Below are 16742 nucleotides of genomic sequence, written 5' to 3' on the forward strand. Positions count from 1 at the left end.
GGTTGCCGAATGTCTTCGACGTGCCCGCAGCGGCTCCGCCCCGTCAGGCGCTGATCCACGCTCGCCGGTCGCCGATACGCTGATCAGCGATCAGCGATCACGGCGAGACGCGGAGCTTCCGGCCGATCGCTTATTCAGGCTCCACAGCCGCAGTCGCCCCGACAGCAAGCGGCCAGTCGGCTGGCTTGCCCATCGCATTGCGCGCCAGGGCCGGGCCGAAGCGCAGCGAGCGCGGCCGCTCGGCGGCGCTCAGGCGCGGCGCCATCCATTGCTCCAGCTCCCGCCGAAATGCCGCATCGTCGCTGCCACGCCCGCGCGGCACGATGAAGGCCTTGAGCCGGTTGCCTTCATGCGGCTGCATCAGGCGCACGGCCGCTTCCGCCACCTGTGGATGCTGCAGCAGCACTTGCCGCACGCGCTCCGGGAAGACGTTGATGCCACCCACCTGCACCGCGCCGTCGCGCCGTCCTTCGATGCGGAAGCGGTGCTCGTCGTCCCAGGCAAGCTGGTCCTGGACCTCGACGTGCAAGCTGCCGCCTTCGGGTAGCGTGCGTTCGAGCGCATCTTCGCCGCTGCGGGACCAGTGCCCGAACAGCCGGTAGGAGGCATCGCTGGCGCTGCGCCAGCCGATGCCTGCGGTTTCGGAAGATCCGTAAATCTGTATCAGGCGAACCAGGCCGAGCGCGCTGACGCCGTCGGCGACCTCCGCCGGGCAGGGCGCGGTGGACGTGACGCCGGTCACGCCCGTCGGCATCGCAGGCAGGGCGCGCAGCAGCGCGCGCCAGAATTCCGGATGGCCGACGATCAGATCGCCCGGCTGGCAGAGTCGCGCCAAGCTCGCCGGCGAGCTGGCGCGCACGTCCAGCACCGGAATGCCGCCGAGCTGCTGCGGCAGCAGAATCGTGAACAGGAAGCCGTAGATGTGGTGGCTGGGCACCGCCGAAAGGATGCGCCGCGCGCCGGCAAGCAGCCGGGCCAGCTCGGCGGTTTCCTGCCGCAGATGCGCCAGCGGATGGATGCAGGGCTTCGGCAGGCCGGTGCTGCCGGAGGTGCGGAAGGTCAGGCGTGCCGAGAAGTGCGCCAGTCCGGCGGCGGCGATGGCGGTCCACTCGCCGATCGTGCGCCGTGCCAGCAGATAATCCTCGATGCCGCTTTCGTGCAGATGAATGGCTTCGGCCAGCGCCGCGCCGAGCGCCACCAGTTCCAGCGAGTCGCAGCCGGCGTCGCGGTCCAGGGAGAAATCCTCAGGCCAGGGCCGCGGCGGCAGGCAGGCGCCGTCCGGCCGCAGCCGCGCGAGTTCGTCGGCGACCAGATCGCAAACGAAGCGGCGCAGGGCGTCGTCGCGGCTCCACCAGTCCTGCTCCTGGGGCAGCAGGGTCGTCGCGGCAGGCATGTTCACAGGCGCTTGACGAAGATCCAGTAAGTGTCGCCGCTGAGGGCTTTCTTCATGTGGATCTTCACCTTGGTCGGCCGCATCTGGTAGTCGAAGATGTATTCGAACATGGTGTTCAGGTCGCCCGACTTCACGCCCTTGTCGAACACACCCTTGAACTTCGGCGTGTTGGTGCAGGGCGCCACGTCGCGGAAGAAGTTCTTGCCGATGACCGCTTTCGGGTCGCGCCCAGTGATCTGGCCTTCGGCCTGGTTGTATTTCAGGATGTTGCCGCTGCCATCGAGCTGGATGGTGCCGAAGGCCAGCTGGTTGATCTGGGTCTCCGTCATGCGGCTCATGACGTTTTCGATGTCGCTGCGGTTGAAGGCCACCAGTGCCAAGTCGCTCATGTTTTCTCCACGGTTCAAAAAGTTTGTTTGCTTCTGTCCAGGACAATAACAGCAGGAAACAAAAAAGTTCCGGTGTAGACCTTGATCAAAGTCAATAAATTGCATCAGGGAAAAATTTTGTCCAAGACTAACACGTCTGTCCAGGCCGAGTCGCGCAGGATCGCCACCGCTTCCCCGTGAATCGCCACTACAATGCAAGCTCACCATGACAGAGCGGCAAGATTTTCCTTGCATACCGTTCGCTCGCCAGGACCAAACTACTTAATTCATGACCGAACCGATTCGCCGCGACCGCGTCCAAGTCGCCTCCTATCTCCTGACCGGATTCATCCTGCTGCTGGTGCTGTGGCGGGATCTGCTGGCCGCCCTGTTTTCCGGCCTGCTGGTGTTTTCGCTGGTGCGCATGCTGGCGCCGGCGCTCGGCAAGAGCATCAGCGACCACCGGGCGCGGGTGCTGGCCGTGGCGGTGCTGAGCGGCGCGATCGTCGCCCTGCTCACCGCCGGCATCTGGGGCGCCGCCAGCTTCTTCGGCAGCGAGGCCGGCAACCCGCAGACCATCATGCAGCGCCTGGCCGACATCATCGAAGCCTCGCGCGGCCAATTGCCGCCCTGGATCATGGACCATGTGCCGGCCAGCGCCGAAGCGCTGCGGGCCATGCTCACCGGCTGGCTGCGCGAGCACGCCGCTCAGGCGCAGACCCTCGGCCAGCAGGCCGGCCGCACCATTGCCCACATTCTCATCGGCATGGTCATCGGCGCCATCGCCGCGCTGCGCGACGCCACCTCGCCCCATCACTACAAGCCGCTGGCCGCCGCTCTCTATGCCCGGGTGGTCAACCTGCACCGGGCCTTCCGCAACATCGTCTTCGCCCAGGTGCGCATCGCCGCCCTCAATGCGGTATTCACCGCCATCTACCTGATGCTGGTGCTGCCGATGGCGGGCGTGAACCTGCCGTTGAAGAAAAGCATGGTGGCGATCACCTTCGTCGCCGGTTTGCTCCCGGTGATCGGCAACCTGATCTCCAACACCGTGGTGGTGATCGTCGGCCTGTCGCATTCCCTGCAGGTGGCGCTGGCCTCGCTGCTGTTTCTCGTCGTGATCCACAAGCTGGAGTATTTCCTCAATGCCCGCATCATCGGTTCCCACATCAATGCCCGTGCCTGGGAATTGCTCGGCGCCATGCTGTTGATGGAAGCGGTGTTCGGCCTGCACGGCGTGGTCGCCGCGCCGGTGTTCTATGCCTATCTCAAGCAGGAGCTGATGGACCGCGATCTGGTATGACGCATTGCAGAGCGCGCCGTATCGGGCTGTGAAAAGGGAAACTTTCCTCGGGGCGGGGCATCCGACGTAGAGAAGCGGCAAACGCTTCCGACATCTGACACAGGAGGAACCCATGCCTAATCGCAAGAAAGCCGACGCGGACGACGCCAAGCAGGAAAAGGGAATGAAGTCGTCACATGGCGAGAACTCGACCTCGGTGACGCCCAAGGACGTGCCTTCCGGCACCGCCGCTTCCAAGGATGTGGTGGAGCGCAAGATCGCTTCCGACGACCCCGAAGAGCGGAACGAGGAACAGCTGGATGATGCGGTGGAGATGACCTTCCCGGCCAGCGATCCGATCGCCATTCCGACCCCGGAGAAGGCGGAAAAGCACAGCGGCCGCCAGCACTGAAGCACCCCTCCCGCCTGAGCGGGACGCATGCATCGCACCGGTTCGCCCGAACCGGTGCGTTTCCTTTCCCGCCGTTCAGGCGTCTCCCACGATTTCCGTCACCGTGCCGGTGCCGGCGCAATTGTCGCAGGTTCCGCCCTCCATGTTCTTGCCGCTGCCGCCGCAGCGCGGGCAGGTATTGTCGGCCGTCTGCGGCGTGCCGGCCGCATCCTCGTCGCCGGGCTTGCGCTGATTGCCCGAGGTGCCTGCATCATCGTTTCGGGAAGCCTGGGTCATGCCTGTCTCCATGGAGTGAAGGGGGCGCGGACGCGCCCGCACTCGTGGGATCACCGCGACCGCCCGGCCGTTCCCCGGCGCGGCCAATTCAGTCGGGATACAGGCCGTGGCAGCGGCCGTACAGCCGCACCAGGCCGAGCAGGCTGCCGATGTTCGGCGCCGGCACGCCGGCCAGGCCGGCGATCTCGTGCACCGCCGTCACCAGCGCATCAATCTCCAGCGGCTTGCCGGCTTGCGCATCCTGCAGCATGGAGGTCCTGAATGCGCCCAGCTGGCGCGTGATCTGCATGCGGTCTTCGCCGCTCTGCGCGATCGGGCAGCCGATGCGCGCGCCGATGTCCGCCGCCTCGGCCATGATGTCGAGGCAAAACCGGCGCACCAGGTCGTCGTCCAGCATGCGGTCGCAGGTGGCGCCGGTGAAGGCCGAAATCGGGTTCATCGTCATGTTGCCCCACAGCTTGTACCAGATGTCGGCATGGATGTCGGCGCTGGCTTCGGCGTCGAAGCCGGCGTGCTGGAACAGCGCCGTCAGCTCCGCCAGGCGGGCACTCATGCCGCCCACGGCCTCGCCGAAGATCAGGCGCTTGCCGAAGCCGGGACTGACCACGCCGGGTTCGGGACTGGCGCTGGCGAGATGCACCACGCAGCCCAGCATGCGCTGCGGCGGCAGGGCCTGCAGCAGCGCGCCGTCGGGGTCCAGGCTGGCAAGCCGGGTACCGGCATGGGGCCGGTCGGGCCGGCCGAAGAACCACTAGGGCACGCCGTTCATTGCGCTCACCACCATGGTGTGCGGGCCGATCAGCGGCGCCAGCTGCGGCGCGAGTTCGCGCATGGCGGTGGCCTTGACCGCGACGATCACCGCATCCTGTATGCCCAGCGCCGCGGCATCGGCGGCCGCGCGCAGCGGCGCCTGCGCCACGCCGCCCTCCTGCCGCACCCGCACGCCATGCGCCTGCAGCGCTGCCAAAGTCGCGCCGCGCGCGAGGGCCGACACGTCCGCGCCGACCTGCGCCAGGCGCGCCGCCATCAGCGCGCCGACGGCGCCCATTCCTGCGATTGCGATCTTCATTCGCATCCTCTCCAAAAATTCACCGCGCCCGCGTTGCTTGGCGGCTGCATTCCCATGAACCTGGGTAGGCGTTGCCAGTAGCGCAAAGTAACATGGCGTGCATCGCCGCGCTCGAGCCGCCGCGTCGATCGCTTTCACCGGACAGCAGGCCCATGTCGACCAGGAACACGACGATGCCAGACGATCTGCAGCAGCTCTTCGACGTCGCCGCCGCCTTGCATGCGGAGGGAGATTTTCACGCAGCAAGCACCTATTACCAGCGCATCCTGGAGCGGCAGTGCGACCATGCGCCCGCCCTGGCGGGCCTGGGCGTCATCGCCGGGCAGCGCGGCCGAAACCTCGATGCGGTCGGCATGCTGCGCCGCGCTTGCGAGCTGACGCCGGACAATCCCCAATTCCTCTACAACTACGGCGAAGCCTTGCGCCAGTCGGGTCAGCTCGAGGCGGCCGACATCGCCCATGCGGCGGCGCTGCAGCGCGATCCGATGTACCTGCCGGCGCATGCGGGCCTGGCCCTGGCGCTGCAGGCGCTGCAGGAGCGCGCCGTCGCCCTGCAGCTGCCGCAGGAAGCATCGGCGCTGCAGCGACGCCTGGCCAGCGTGTTCAACAACCATGGCAATGCGCTGCTCGGCCTCGGCCAGGTGCTGGAAGCCATCGCGCTGTACCGCCGCGCCATCGACTGCTTTCCCGAGTACCCGCTGGCCTGGTCCAACCTCGGCAATGCCTTGCGCACCGCCGGCCAGGTGACGGAAGCCGAGCAGGCCTGCCGCCGCGCGGTGCAGCTCGACCCGGCCTGTTCGCCGGCCTGGAACAATCTCGGCAACGCGCTGGTGGAGCAGGCGCGCTTCGAGGAAGCGCCAGCCTGCTATGAAAGGGCGCTGCAGCTCGGCAGTTCGCCGGAAGCCGAGCACAACAGCGGCAGCGGCTCGCTGTTCAACCTGCTGTGCCTGCCTGAGCTGAGCGACGCCGAGATCGCCGCCCGCCATCGGGAATGGGGCCAGGCTTATCCGGCGCCGCTCGGCAAGGTCTGGCGCAATTCGCGCCAGGCCGAGCGCCGGCTGCGCATCGGCTACCTGTCGCCCGATTTCCGGGTGCATGCGATGGCGCATTTCATCGAGCCCCTGCTCGCCCATGCCGACCGCGAGGCCACCGAAATCGTCTGCTATGCGCAGGGCCCGGGCATGGATGAGCGCACCCGGCGCCTGATGCAGTACGGCCATCGCGGCACCTGGGTGCATGGCCTCGACGATGCGGCGCTCGCCAGGCTGATCGAAGACGATGGCATCGACATCCTGGTGGACTGCGCCGGCCATACCCACGGCACGCGGCTCAAGGCGCTGGCGGCCAAGCCGGCGCCGGTGATGATGACCTGGCTCGGCTATCTCGGCACCACCGGCCTGCCGGCCATGGATTACCGTCTCACCGATGCCTGGGTCGATCCGCCCGGCATGACCGAGGACCAGCATACCGAGAAGCTGCTGCGCGTTCCCGGCGGCATGATGGCTTACCAGCCGCATGACGATTTCCCCGAGGTGAGCGGCCTGCCGCTCAGGCGCAACGGCCACGTCACCTTCGGCTCGCTGAACAACATCCAGAAGATCAACGTCACCGTGGTCCGCGAATGGGCGCGGCTGCTGCAGGCCATGCCGGACGCGAAGCTGCTCCTGCAAGGCAAGTTCATCGCCGATGCCGGCATGACCGGTCGCCTGCGCGGCCTGTTCGAAGCCTTCGGCATCCGCCCGCACCGGCTCGACCTGCGCCCGGCCAGCGGCGACTTCCTGCGCACCTACCACGAGATCGACATCGCGCTCGACACCTTTCCCTATGGCGGCGGCGCCACCACCTGCGACGCGCTGTGGATGGGCGTGCCGGTCATCGCCTTTCCGGCGCGGCGGCCGATCGGCCGGCTGACGGCCAGCATCCTGCATCAGATCGGCCATCCGGAGTGGCTGGCCGACAATGCCGATGCCTATGTCGCCAAGGCGCTCGCCCTGGCGGCCGATGCGTCGGCGCTTGCCGAAATCAGGCGCGGCCTGCGCCAGCGGATGCAGGTTTCGCCGCTGTGCGACCAGGCCGGCTTCATGCGGCGCCTCGAGGCGGTCTACCGCCAGGCCTGGCAGCGCTGGCTATGGGCGGGCTGACGCCTTCTCATCGCCAACGCCGCCGGGCTGGTTGATCGACTTCAAGCGCCTGCCATTTGCCGCGGCCGACGGCTTGCTTTCCCTTCCGTTCATTTCTACCGTGAGCGTTTGCAACGGAATGACGATGAAAGGAAGAACCACGTGACCGGAACCATGAAGCCGATGATGGCGCTGAAGCGGCAGTGCGCCGCGCTGGCGCTGGCGCTGTTGACCGCCGGCATGGCGCAGGCCCAGGACAAGCGCGATGCGGCGCCGGCATCCGCCAGTGCGCCGGCGCAGGAACAGACATTGACCCTGCCCGCCGCCGCCGAGGCCGCCGGCGGCACCGGCTCCGTCACCTTCATCGGCACCGCCACCGTCATCATCCGCTATGCCGGCCTGACCATCCTCACCGACCCGAACTTCCTGCACAAGGGCGAGCATGTGCACCTCGGCTATGGCCTCACCTCGGAGCGCCTGACCAATCCTGCGATGGAACTGGACAAGCTGCCGCCCATCGACCTGATCGTGCTGTCGCATCTGCACGGCGACCACTTCGACCAGCTGGTGCAGCAGAAGCTCAAGCGCGATATTCCCATCGTCAGTACCACCGATGCGGTGCATGGGCTGGGCCGCTTCGGCTTCACCCGGCTGCATGCGCTCAAGACCTGGGAGACGCTGACGGTGAAGAAGGGCGGCGCCACGCTGCGCATCAGCGCCACGCCCGGCCGCCACGGCCCGCCGGTGCTGTCCGGCCTGCTGCCGGAGGTGATGGGTTCCATGCTCGAGTTCAGCAACGGCGAGCGCGGAGGCTATCGCATGTACATCAGCGGCGATACCATGGTGTATGACGAGATCCGCGAAATTTCGCGCCGCTATCCCGACATCGACCTGGCGCTGCTGCACCTCGGCGGCACCCGCATCCTCGGCGTGATGAAAGTGACCATGGATGGCAAGGACGGCGTCGAGATGATGCAGATCATCGCGCCGCGCCACACCATTCCGATCCATTACAACGATTACGATGTCTTCAAGTCTCCGCTCTCCGATTTCGAGGCCGCGGTCAATGCCGCCGGCCTGCAGGGCAAGGTCACCTATCTCAAGCACGGCGAAGCCTACGAGTTCAAGCCGCGGTAGCCGCATCCTCGATCGGACTGCGCCATGAACGACCTGCGCAGCCTGTCCTTGCAGTTCGCCCGGCCGGGAAGGCTGGAGGCCATCGTGCTGCGGCCCCAGCGGCGCGCGCCGGCCCTGCTGGCGCAGAGCGCGATCGCGCTCGAGGGCCTGGGTCTGGAAGGCGACCGCAGCGTGCGTCCCGGCGCCCGCGGCGGCGGCAAGCGCCAGGTGACGCTGATCCAGGCGGAGCACCTGCCGGCGGTGGCGGCGCTCACCGGGCGCAGACGCATCGATCCGCGCGACCTGCGGCGCAATCTGGTGGTGTCGGGATTGAATCTGCTGGCGGCGCGCTCGCTGTTTCGCGACCGGCCGCTGGTGCTGAGGCTGGGAGAGTCGGTGGTGCTGGAGATCAGCGGCCCGTGCGAGCCCTGTTCGCGCATGGAGGAAATCCTGGGGCAGGGCGGCTACAACGCCATGCGCGGCCACGGCGGAGTGACGGCGCGCATTCTGCGCGGCGGCATGCTGAAGGTGGGCGATGCGGTCGGCTGCGAACCCGGCGAACCGGAAGATGCCGGGCAGACCGCCTCGCTGTTCGACTGAGAATTTTTGCGCTAGAACGTGCCGCGCGCCCGTTCGATCACTACCGCCGTCTGCAATTCGGCCACCGCCGCCTGCATGTTCTTCCAGTGATGATCGAGCCGGCGCACCGAGTCGTGCATCAGGCGCGAGGCAATGGTCGCGGCTTCCAGCGGCGTCCTGGCTTCCTGCCGCGCCGCCTCGATGGTCACCAGCAACTGCTCCAGCGCCAGCCGGTGTTCTTCCGGCGCACTGTCGATGGCTTCGCGCAAGAGATGCCGGCGGTAGGCTTCGAATGCCTGGGGATCGTCCTGGTACAGCGAGGACAGCATATCGAAGCTCGGATGTTTCGAATCATGGCTCATGGTGCTCTCCCGAAGGTTCATGCATACAGCGTAGCCAGTCCGACTGCATGCCTGTTTGTAGCGAGTCAAGATGCAAGGAACGGGCCACTGTCGGAGCGCAAATGCGCCCACTATGGCCGGCCCGGCCCGTGCTGCGGACCCGCATCATGCTCGCCGGCATCGAGGGCCGCCCGCGTGCGCGGCAGGTAATCCGGATAATGGCGCTGCACGAAGTCGATCAATTCCTCGCGCACGCGGCAGCGCAAGTCCCAGGAGCGGCCGGCGTCGGCGGCGCTGAGCAGCAGCCTGACCTGCATCGCCCGTTCGCCGCTTTCCACCACCTGCGTCAGGCACAGCCGGCCATCCCACTCCGGGGCGCCGCGGCAGATGCGTTCAGCCTCTTCGCGGATGGCCTGCACCGGCATGCGGTAATCGACCCAGAGCGTCACGGTGCCGAGGATGTCGGAACTGGTGCGGGTCCAGTTCTGGAACGGATGCTCGATGAACCATTGCAGCGGCACCACCATGCGCCGCTGGTCCCAGAGGCGCACCACCACGTAGGTGCCGGTGATTTCCTCGATGTGGCCCCATTCGTTTTCCACGATGACGACATCTTCCAGGCGTATCGGCTGCGTCAGCGCCAGTTGCATGCCGGCCAGCAGGTTGCCCAGCACTGGCTTGGCGGCGAAGCCGACCACCAGGCCGGCGACGCCGGCCGAGGCCAGCAGGCTGGTGCCGATCTGGCGCAGCAGCGGCAGCGTCATCAGCGCCGTGCCGCTGCCCAGCAGGATGATCAGCACCATCAGGCTGCGCGCCAGCACCTTGGTCTGGGTCTGGATGCGCCGCGCCTGCAGGTTGTCGGCCGAGGTGGCGGGATTGAGCTCGATGATGGCGTCGGCCACCGCCCGCACGCAGCGCACGCCGAGCCAGGTCAGCGACATGATCAGCGCCAGCGCGCTCAGATGGCGAAAGACAGAGATGCCGGGCAGGTCGTCGGAACTGTTGCGCAGGATGATCTGCATCAGCAGGAACAGCAGCACCAGGGCGCCGGCGCGATGGCCGTAGGCCACCAGCTTGCGGGAATAGGGCAGGTTGAACGTCAGCCGCTCGAGGATGCCGGTGCCGATCTGATGGAACACCAGCACCGCAAAGAGGCTGCCGAGTATCTGCACCAGCGGACCCATCCAGGGAATGCGCGTCATCAGCACCATCCACGGCATGACGGCATATAGGAAGGTTTGTGACCAGTCTGGCATAGGGAAACGTCGATACGGGAAGAGCGACAAGCCGCGTTCGGGCGCCGGCTTGCAGGAAGAAAACACCGGATTGGCGTGGGCGGCATGCGGCATGATGCACCGCAGCCTGTCGGCAGATGGCAATTTCGGGGCATAGTTCCTTGCCGCGATGGCAAGAACTCGCCGGGATGAAATGAATCAAACCGGCCTGCCCATGAAGCAAACCGCAGAACACATGCCGGCCCCCGACAGCCGGCCGCCCTACCCGGTGACGCCGGACGGCCGTTACTTCGTCGTGCGCGGCCGACTGTGGCGCCGCACTGATCCGCATCTGCCGGCCGACCAGCGGCAACGGCTGACGCGGGAACTGATGGCGGCGCGGCGGGCGGTGCAGTCGGCCTTGCGCGCCGGCGATCCCGAAGCCGAGCGGGCAGCGCGGGCCCGGGTCGATGCGGCCAAGATTGCGCTCGGCGAGCGCGGGCCGCCGTGGTGGACCGACGGCGCGCCGGACTACAACCGGCGCATGGCATCCAAAACACCTTACGCCGGCTGGTATGCGGACCAGATGCGATCCGCCGGGCATTGAAGTTCTTGACAGGAGCAATGCATGGCCAAGCGTCCCGGCATTTTCCCCACCTTCTTCATCTCCGGCTTCGAGTGCTCCACCTTCAAGTGGAAGGACCAGGGACGGCGCAACCTGATCGATGAAACCCGCCATGCGCAGCATGCGCGCGAGGATTACTGCATCCTGCACGACCTCGGCATCGCCGTGGCGCGCGAAGGCATTCCCTGGCCGCTGGTGGACAAGGGCGGCAGCTACGACTTCGGCTGCCTCGACCCGATGATCGACGCCATGAACCAAGCCAAGGTAACCGCCGTCTGGGACCTCTGCCACTACGGCTATCCGGACGACGCCGACCCCTTCGACGACGGCTTCGCGCAGCGCTTCGCCGACTATGCCCGCGCCGCCGCCGCCTACGTCACGCCGCGGGTGCACGGCCCGCATTTCTTCACGCCGATCAACGAGATCACCTTCTTTTCCTTCTGCGGCGGCGAATGGGGCTGGGTGGCGCCCTACCGCAATTGCCGCGAGGACCGCATGCGCCTGCGGCTGGCGCTGTGCCGCGCCGCCATCGCCGGCGTCAAGGCGATACGCGAGGTCGCCCCTCAGGCGCGCATGATCCACATCGATCCGCTGGTGTACGTGGTGCCGCCGCGCGACCGCCCCGACCTGAAGGACGCCGCCTGGCACGAAACCTTTGTCGACACCTTCCTCGCCTGGGACATCATTGCCGGCCGGGAGCATCCGGAGCTGGGCGGCTCGCCGGAGGTGCTGGACATCGTCGGCGCCAACAATTACTCCTTTGGACAGATGGAGTACCGGGAGCATGGCCCGCACAAGGCGCTCGATCCGGACGACGACCGCATCAAGCCGCTATGCGAACTGCTCGGCTGGGTCTGGAACCGCTACCGGCGGCCGATGATCATCGGCGAGACCAGCGGCATGGGCCAGGGCCGCGCCGCCTGGCTGCACGACGTGATGCAGGAGTCGCTGGCGGCGGTGGACGAGGGCATGGACCTGCAGGGCATCTGCCTGTTTCCGGCGGTCGACATGCCCGACTGGCACACGGGGGAATGGCTGCACAACGGCATCTGCGATCTGGTCGAGCAGGATGGCGACCTGAAGCGGGTGCCGGACAAGGACTACGTGGATGAGCTGCGGCGCTGGCAGAAGGAACTCAACCGGGTCACCCGCCTCGACGCCGATCCCTTCAGCGACCCGGTGGAGCTGCAGGACGTGATCGACGCCGCCAAGCGTTTGAAGGCAAAGCCGGACGCCAACTGGTGCTGAATGGTTCGCCTGCGGCTCGTCGCCGGGATGCGCACTCGGCCCATGCGCTACTTGTGCCGCTCCAGGAAAGGCAGTCCGAACTGCTCCACCTGCGACAGCGCTTCCAGCGCCGGCTCGCGCACCCGATTGCGCGCCAGGACATGGGACAGACGCGGCTGGGCCTGGGTAAGGAAGGCGCTTACCTGCCGCTCCGGTTTCGAAAAGCGGTTTTCCACCCACCACCAGCTGTCGCTGCGCGGCGTGTCATCCAGCAGGCGGCCGAGCCGGCACAGGTAGTTGTCCAGCCGGGCGGCATGGCGCGGCGCCACCGGCGCCTGCTGCGCACCGGGCGAGGGCGGTTCCGGCAGGGACGACCAGCCCAGCTCGATGGTGAAGGCATCGCAGGTCGCATGCGGCACCAGCAGCAGCCAGTGATGCCGCAGGGGCGACGCCTTGCGCCCGTAGGCGTGCGCCTTGCGTTCCGCACCTGAACCGTCTTCGGATCCGAAGGCGGAAAACGGCAGGCTTTTCTCGGCGAGGACTTCGGCGAACACCTCTTCCAGGGCGGTCCAGTATTCGATCTTCATCGGCAGGCAACGGGATATCGACCGCTTCATTTTCGGGGGGCCGCGCGGCGGCGCGAAGTGCCGGACGGAAAATGACTTTTTGAGGCGGCAACAACTGTGGTTACAGACTCATGCCCTGCAGCGGCTTCGGCCGGCCGATCCAGAAGCCCTGAGCGTAGTCGATGTGCAGATCGCGCAGGTCCTCCAGCGTGTCCTCATCGCCGACGAACTCGGCGATGGTCTGCCGGCCCATGATGTGGCTGATCTCGTTGGTGAAGCGGATCATCTCGCGGTCGATCGGGCTCTCCTTCATCATGGTGACGAAGGAACCGTCTATCTTGATGAAGTCCACCGGCAGCATCTTCAGATAGGAGAATGAGGTCATGCCGGTGCCGAAGTCGTCCAGCGAGAAGCGGCAGCCGAGTTCCTTGAGCGATTCGATGAAGCGGATGGTGCGGTTGGGATTGTCGATCGCGCCATTCTCGGTGATCTCGAAGCACAGCTTGTGCGGCGGCACCGGCGAGGCTTCCAGGCACTGCAGCGCGAACTGCTGGAAGGACTCGTCGGCGAGGGTGCGGCGCGACAGGTTGATGGTGCACATGTCGAGCTGGCGCACATGCTCCGGCTGGCTCTCCAGCCAGGCCAGCACCCGCTTCAGCACCCAGCGGTCGACCGCCGGCATCAGGTCGTAGCGCTCCGCTGCGGGCAGGAAGGCGCCGGGGCCGATGTGGCGCCCGTCGGTATCCTTCAGCCGCAGCAGGATCTCGTAGTGCAGCAATTCATGCCGGTCATCCACCGGGGCGATGGTCTGGTAGAACAATTCCAGCTGGTCGGTGCGAAGCGCTTCGTTGATGCGCGCCACCCAATGCATGTCGCTCTGGCGCCGGATGGTGTCGGCATCATTGTCCTGGTGCACGAAGACCCGGTTGCGGCCGTTCTCCTTGGCGATGTAGCAGGCATGGTCGGCGCGCCGCAGCGTCTGCTCCAGCGAGATGGCGGAGGCATTCACCGGCACCACGCCGATGCTGGCGCCGACGGAGAAGGTGCGTCCGCCGAAATTGAATTTGAAATTGGTGGTGGTGTCGAGCATCTTGTTGGCGACGCAGACCGCGTCCTCGATGCCGCAATGCTCGACGATCAGGGCGAACTCGTCGCCGCCCAGCCGCGCCAGCGTGTCGCGCTCCCGGATCACCGACTGATAGGTCTGCGCCAGCTGCCGCAGCAGTTCGTCGCCGGCGGCATGGCCGCAGGTATCGTTCACCACCTTGAACTGGTCCAGGTCGAAATACAGCAGCGCGCTGTTGCCGCGTCCGCCCCTGGCCCGCTCCAGCGCCCGCTGCAGCCGCACCTCGAACTCGCGCCGGTTGAGCAGGCCGGTGAGGGCATCATGGCTGGCCTGGTGCGCCAGCGTGCGCAGCAGGCGGCGCGACTCGGTGACATCGTGCAGCACCAGCACCGCGCCCACCAGGCGGCCATCGGAAAGGTGGATCGGCGCCACCGCCGCATCCACCGCATAGCTGCGGCCGGTCGCCGAGCGCAGGGTGCCGTGCTGGAACAGCGCCGGCGTGTCGCCATCGTGCAGGCAGCGGGCCACGATGCCGGTTTCCGCCTGGGCCGCATCCATGCCCTCGAAGTCCAGCACCGCCGACAGCGCCTGCCCGCGCGCCTGTGCCAGCACATGGCCGGTCAGGTGTTCCGCCGCCGGGTTGAGGTATTCCACCCGGCCGCCGGTATCGACGATGATCACGCTGTCGGTCAGCACCTGCAGCGTGACCTGGGCCTTTTCCTTTTCCACCGTCAGCGAAGCCTGCATCTCCTTCAGCGGCTGCACGTCATGCAGCACCGAGACCGCATGGGTGATGCGGCCCTGTTCGTCGCGGATGGGCGCGGCGCTCACCGCCAGCACCGCCATTCTGCCGTCGGGCCGGCGGTAGGCGATTTCCTCGGCATGCAGCACCTCGCCCAGGCGCAGCGCCCGCATCACCGGCAGCCGGGCGACCGGCATCATGCGGCCCTGGTCATCGATGGCGCCGGCACCGTCCGCTTCGGCAGCCGCCAGCTTCGGCTCTCCGCCGAGCAGCCGCGCCACCTCGGCGTTCTGGTAGACCAGCCTGCCGGAATCGGCTTCGATGATGAAGACGCCGGAAGGCATCTGGTCCAGCACCGACTGGAAGCGGCGCCGTTCGGCGGCCACGCGCGTCTGCCGCGCCTGCTGCCAGTGCTGCAGCAGCTGCTCCTCCAGGCGCCAGCGCTGGCGCAGGTCGAGCAGGCTCAGGCTGAAGCCGTCCGGCATGGCGTCGTGGTCGAGCGCCGCCTCGAGCAGGAAATGCGTCGGCATGATGTCGCCGTCGCTGCGCCGGCAATCCAGTTCCAGCGCCTGCTTGCCGAGCGCCGCGGCTTGCATCAGGCTGGCCAGTCGGTCGGCATCGGCCGCGTTGGCGAGCAGGAAGGCGGGCATGCGGCCGACCGCCTGGGCTGCGTCATAGCCGGTCATGGCGGCGGCCTGGCGGCTCCAGCGGCTGATGCGGCCTCCGGCGTCGAGCTGGATCGAGGCATACAGCTGCACGCACTCCGCCATCAGCCGGGAATGGGCCGCGACTTCTTCGGGCGTTGCAGGGAAGGAAGCGCTGGGATTGAGCATGCGCTGGCCATGGGTGTTTTTCGTATTATCAGTACGACCAGCCGCCCGTCATTAAATTCCTGCCGATATCGGCCGCGAGGGCGCAATGCACACCGGGATGTCCCGATGAAACTTCGCCCGGCCGGTGCAGTCGATGCATCAGCAGCCGCCCGCGCCGAGGCGGCCATCCTCATCGGGAGGCGCCATGGTTCCGGGCTTCATTTTCGCCACCGGCATCGAAAACAGCATTCCTACCATCCAGGGCGGCCGGGTGCGCATGGACGAAATGGAGAAATGCGGCCACTACCAGCACTGGCGCACCGACTTCGAGCTGGTGCAGGAACTCGGCATCTGCTTCCTGCGCTACGGGCCGCCGCTCTACCGCACCTTCATCGGCTCGGAGCGCTATGACTGGTCCTTTTGCGACGAAGCCTTCGCCGAGCTCTACCGGCGCAATATCTGCCCCATCGTCGACCTGTGCCACTTCGGCGTGCCGGACTGGATCGGCAACTTCCAGAATCCGGATTTCCCGGACCTGTTTTCGCAGTACGCCGAAGCCTTCGCCCTGCGCTATCCCTGGGTGCAGCTGTACACGCCGGTCAACGAGATGTTCATCTGCGCGCTGTTCTCCACCTTGTACGGCTGGTGGAACGAACAGGAAACCACCGACCGCGCCTTCGTCACCGCCATCAAGCACCTGGTGAAGGCCAACGTGCTGGCGATGAAGGCCATTCTCCGGGTGCGCCCGGACGCCCTGTTCATCCAGAGCGAATCGTCGGAGTATTACCATGCGGAGAGCCCGAAGGCGGTCGGAACGGCGGAACTGATGAATGCGCGCCGCTTCCTGTCGCTCGACCTGAATTACGGCCGCCGCATCGACTCCGAGATGTACGAATACGTCATGGACAACGGCATGACCCGCGAGGAGTACCACTATTTCCTGGCGAACCATCTCAAGCACCACTGCATCATGGGCAACGACTACTACCTCACCAACGAGCACCTGGTGTCGGCCGACGGCATGACGCACGCGTCGGGGGAGATATTCGGCTATGCCGTCATCACCCGCCAGTACCATGAGCGCTACCGCCTGCCGGTGATGCATACCGAAACCAACCTGAGCCAGGGACCGAAGGGCGACGAGGCGGTGCTGTGGCTGCGCAAGGAGTGGGCCAACGTGCTGCGGGTGCGAAACGACGGCGTGCCCATCGTCGGCTTCACCTGGTACTCGCTGACCGACCAAGTCGACTGGGACAGCGCGCTGCGCGAGAACAACGGCAATGTGAATCCGCTCGGGCTGTACGACCTGAACCGAAACATCCGCGCCGTCGGCGCCGCCTATCGCCAGCTCATCAGCGACTGGCGCCAGGTGCTGCCGACGCAGAGCGTCTGCCTGCAGGTGCCCATCGTGATGCCGAACCAGTATTCGGAGCCGTGGGCGATGCGCAGCCGGCAGAGCGCGGAACGCACCGGACAGGCTTCCGCCGACGCCCAGCGGCCGCCCGAGCAGTAGCGCCGGCCGCTGGGCGTCGGC

At 66.7% G+C, this 16742-nt stretch carries 15 protein-coding genes and 1 pseudogene; 8 read left to right on the forward strand and 8 right to left on the reverse strand.

What is annotated here, in order from left to right:
* Positions 1-130: 130 nt before the first annotated feature.
* Both pcl and pyp read right to left on the reverse strand, forming a co-directional pair.
* Positions 131-1393: a 4-coumarate--CoA ligase gene (gene pcl / locus CHB88_RS01300; protein ID WP_089397482.1), complete on the reverse strand. Its 1263-nt coding sequence runs from the start codon at positions 1391-1393 to the stop codon at positions 131-133.
* Between the two features lie 2 nt (positions 1394-1395).
* The gene (gene pyp / locus CHB88_RS01305; RefSeq protein WP_089397483.1) at positions 1396-1782 is read right to left on the reverse strand and encodes a photoactive yellow protein; all 387 of its coding nucleotides are present in this window, start codon (positions 1780-1782) and stop codon (positions 1396-1398) included.
* A 268-nt stretch (positions 1783-2050) separates the two neighbouring features.
* Between pyp and CHB88_RS01310 the strand changes: the two genes are divergently transcribed.
* Together CHB88_RS01310 and CHB88_RS01315 are read left to right on the forward strand one after the other, a co-directional pair.
* Positions 2051-3064, forward strand: a complete 1014-nt coding sequence (locus CHB88_RS01310) for an AI-2E family transporter (protein WP_089397484.1) — start codon at positions 2051-2053, stop codon at positions 3062-3064.
* A 112-nt stretch (positions 3065-3176) separates the two neighbouring features.
* Complete coding sequence (locus CHB88_RS01315; protein ID WP_089397485.1) at positions 3177-3455, forward strand: hypothetical protein; 279 nt, start codon at positions 3177-3179, stop codon at positions 3453-3455.
* A 75-nt stretch (positions 3456-3530) separates the two neighbouring features.
* Here CHB88_RS01315 and CHB88_RS01320 read toward each other — a convergent pair whose 3' ends face one another.
* Together CHB88_RS01320 and CHB88_RS01325 are read right to left on the reverse strand one after the other, a co-directional pair.
* Positions 3531-3731, reverse strand: a complete 201-nt coding sequence (locus CHB88_RS01320; protein WP_089397486.1) for a hypothetical protein — start codon at positions 3729-3731, stop codon at positions 3531-3533.
* Positions 3732-3819: 88 nt separating this feature from the next.
* Positions 3820-4800: pseudogene (locus tag CHB88_RS01325) on the reverse strand (2-dehydropantoate 2-reductase).
* Positions 4801-4973: 173 nt separating this feature from the next.
* Between CHB88_RS01325 and CHB88_RS01330 the strand changes: the two are divergent.
* From CHB88_RS01330 to CHB88_RS01340, 3 genes are all read left to right on the forward strand, one after another.
* Positions 4974-6941 (forward strand): O-linked N-acetylglucosamine transferase, SPINDLY family protein, encoded by a 1968-nt coding sequence (locus tag CHB88_RS01330; protein ID WP_176442280.1) that lies wholly within the window; start codon positions 4974-4976, stop codon positions 6939-6941.
* Between the two features lie 141 nt (positions 6942-7082).
* Positions 7083-8057 carry an MBL fold metallo-hydrolase gene (locus tag CHB88_RS01335; RefSeq protein ID WP_245844632.1) on the forward strand — a complete coding sequence of 325 codons (975 nt, stop codon included), beginning with the start codon at positions 7083-7085 and terminating at the stop codon, positions 8055-8057.
* Between the two features lie 24 nt (positions 8058-8081).
* Entirely contained in the window at positions 8082-8636 is a 555-nt protein-coding gene (locus tag CHB88_RS01340) for an MOSC domain-containing protein (protein ID WP_089397488.1), read from the forward strand.
* An 11-nt stretch (positions 8637-8647) separates the two neighbouring features.
* Here CHB88_RS01340 and CHB88_RS01345 read toward each other — a convergent pair whose 3' ends face one another.
* Complete coding sequence (locus tag CHB88_RS01345) at positions 8648-8977, reverse strand: DUF3135 domain-containing protein (RefSeq protein ID WP_176442281.1); 330 nt, start codon at positions 8975-8977, stop codon at positions 8648-8650.
* A 110-nt stretch (positions 8978-9087) separates the two neighbouring features.
* A complete protein-coding gene (locus CHB88_RS01350) occupies positions 9088-10305 on the reverse strand; it encodes a mechanosensitive ion channel family protein (protein WP_245844634.1) in 1218 nt (405 codons plus the stop codon).
* Between the two features lie 121 nt (positions 10306-10426).
* Here CHB88_RS01350 and CHB88_RS01355 point away from each other — a divergent pair, with 121 nt between their 5' ends.
* Both CHB88_RS01355 and CHB88_RS01360 read left to right on the forward strand, forming a co-directional pair.
* On the forward strand, positions 10427-10777 hold the full coding sequence (locus CHB88_RS01355) for a hypothetical protein (RefSeq protein WP_089397852.1): 351 nt from the start codon (positions 10427-10429) through the stop codon (positions 10775-10777).
* A 21-nt stretch (positions 10778-10798) separates the two neighbouring features.
* Positions 10799-12043 (forward strand): b-glycosidase, encoded by a 1245-nt coding sequence (locus CHB88_RS01360; protein ID WP_089397491.1) that lies wholly within the window; start codon positions 10799-10801, stop codon positions 12041-12043.
* A gap of 47 nt (positions 12044-12090) precedes the next feature.
* Here the strand turns inward: CHB88_RS01360 and CHB88_RS01365 are convergent, their stop codons facing one another.
* Both CHB88_RS01365 and CHB88_RS01370 read right to left on the reverse strand, forming a co-directional pair.
* Positions 12091-12609 (reverse strand): hypothetical protein, encoded by a 519-nt coding sequence (locus CHB88_RS01365; RefSeq protein ID WP_089397492.1) that lies wholly within the window; start codon positions 12607-12609, stop codon positions 12091-12093.
* Between the two features lie 100 nt (positions 12610-12709).
* A complete protein-coding gene (locus CHB88_RS01370; RefSeq protein ID WP_089397493.1) occupies positions 12710-15229 on the reverse strand; it encodes a bifunctional diguanylate cyclase/phosphodiesterase in 2520 nt (839 codons plus the stop codon).
* 184 nt (positions 15230-15413) lie between these two features.
* Between CHB88_RS01370 and CHB88_RS01375 the strand changes: the two genes are divergently transcribed.
* Positions 15414-16721 carry a family 1 glycosylhydrolase gene (locus CHB88_RS01375; protein WP_089397494.1) on the forward strand — a complete coding sequence of 436 codons (1308 nt, stop codon included), beginning with the start codon at positions 15414-15416 and terminating at the stop codon, positions 16719-16721.
* Positions 16722-16742: the final 21 nt, after the last annotated feature.

The sequence above is a fragment of the Noviherbaspirillum humi genome (genome assembly GCF_900188095.1).
GTDB lineage: Bacteria > Pseudomonadota > Gammaproteobacteria > Burkholderiales > Burkholderiaceae_D > Noviherbaspirillum > Noviherbaspirillum humi.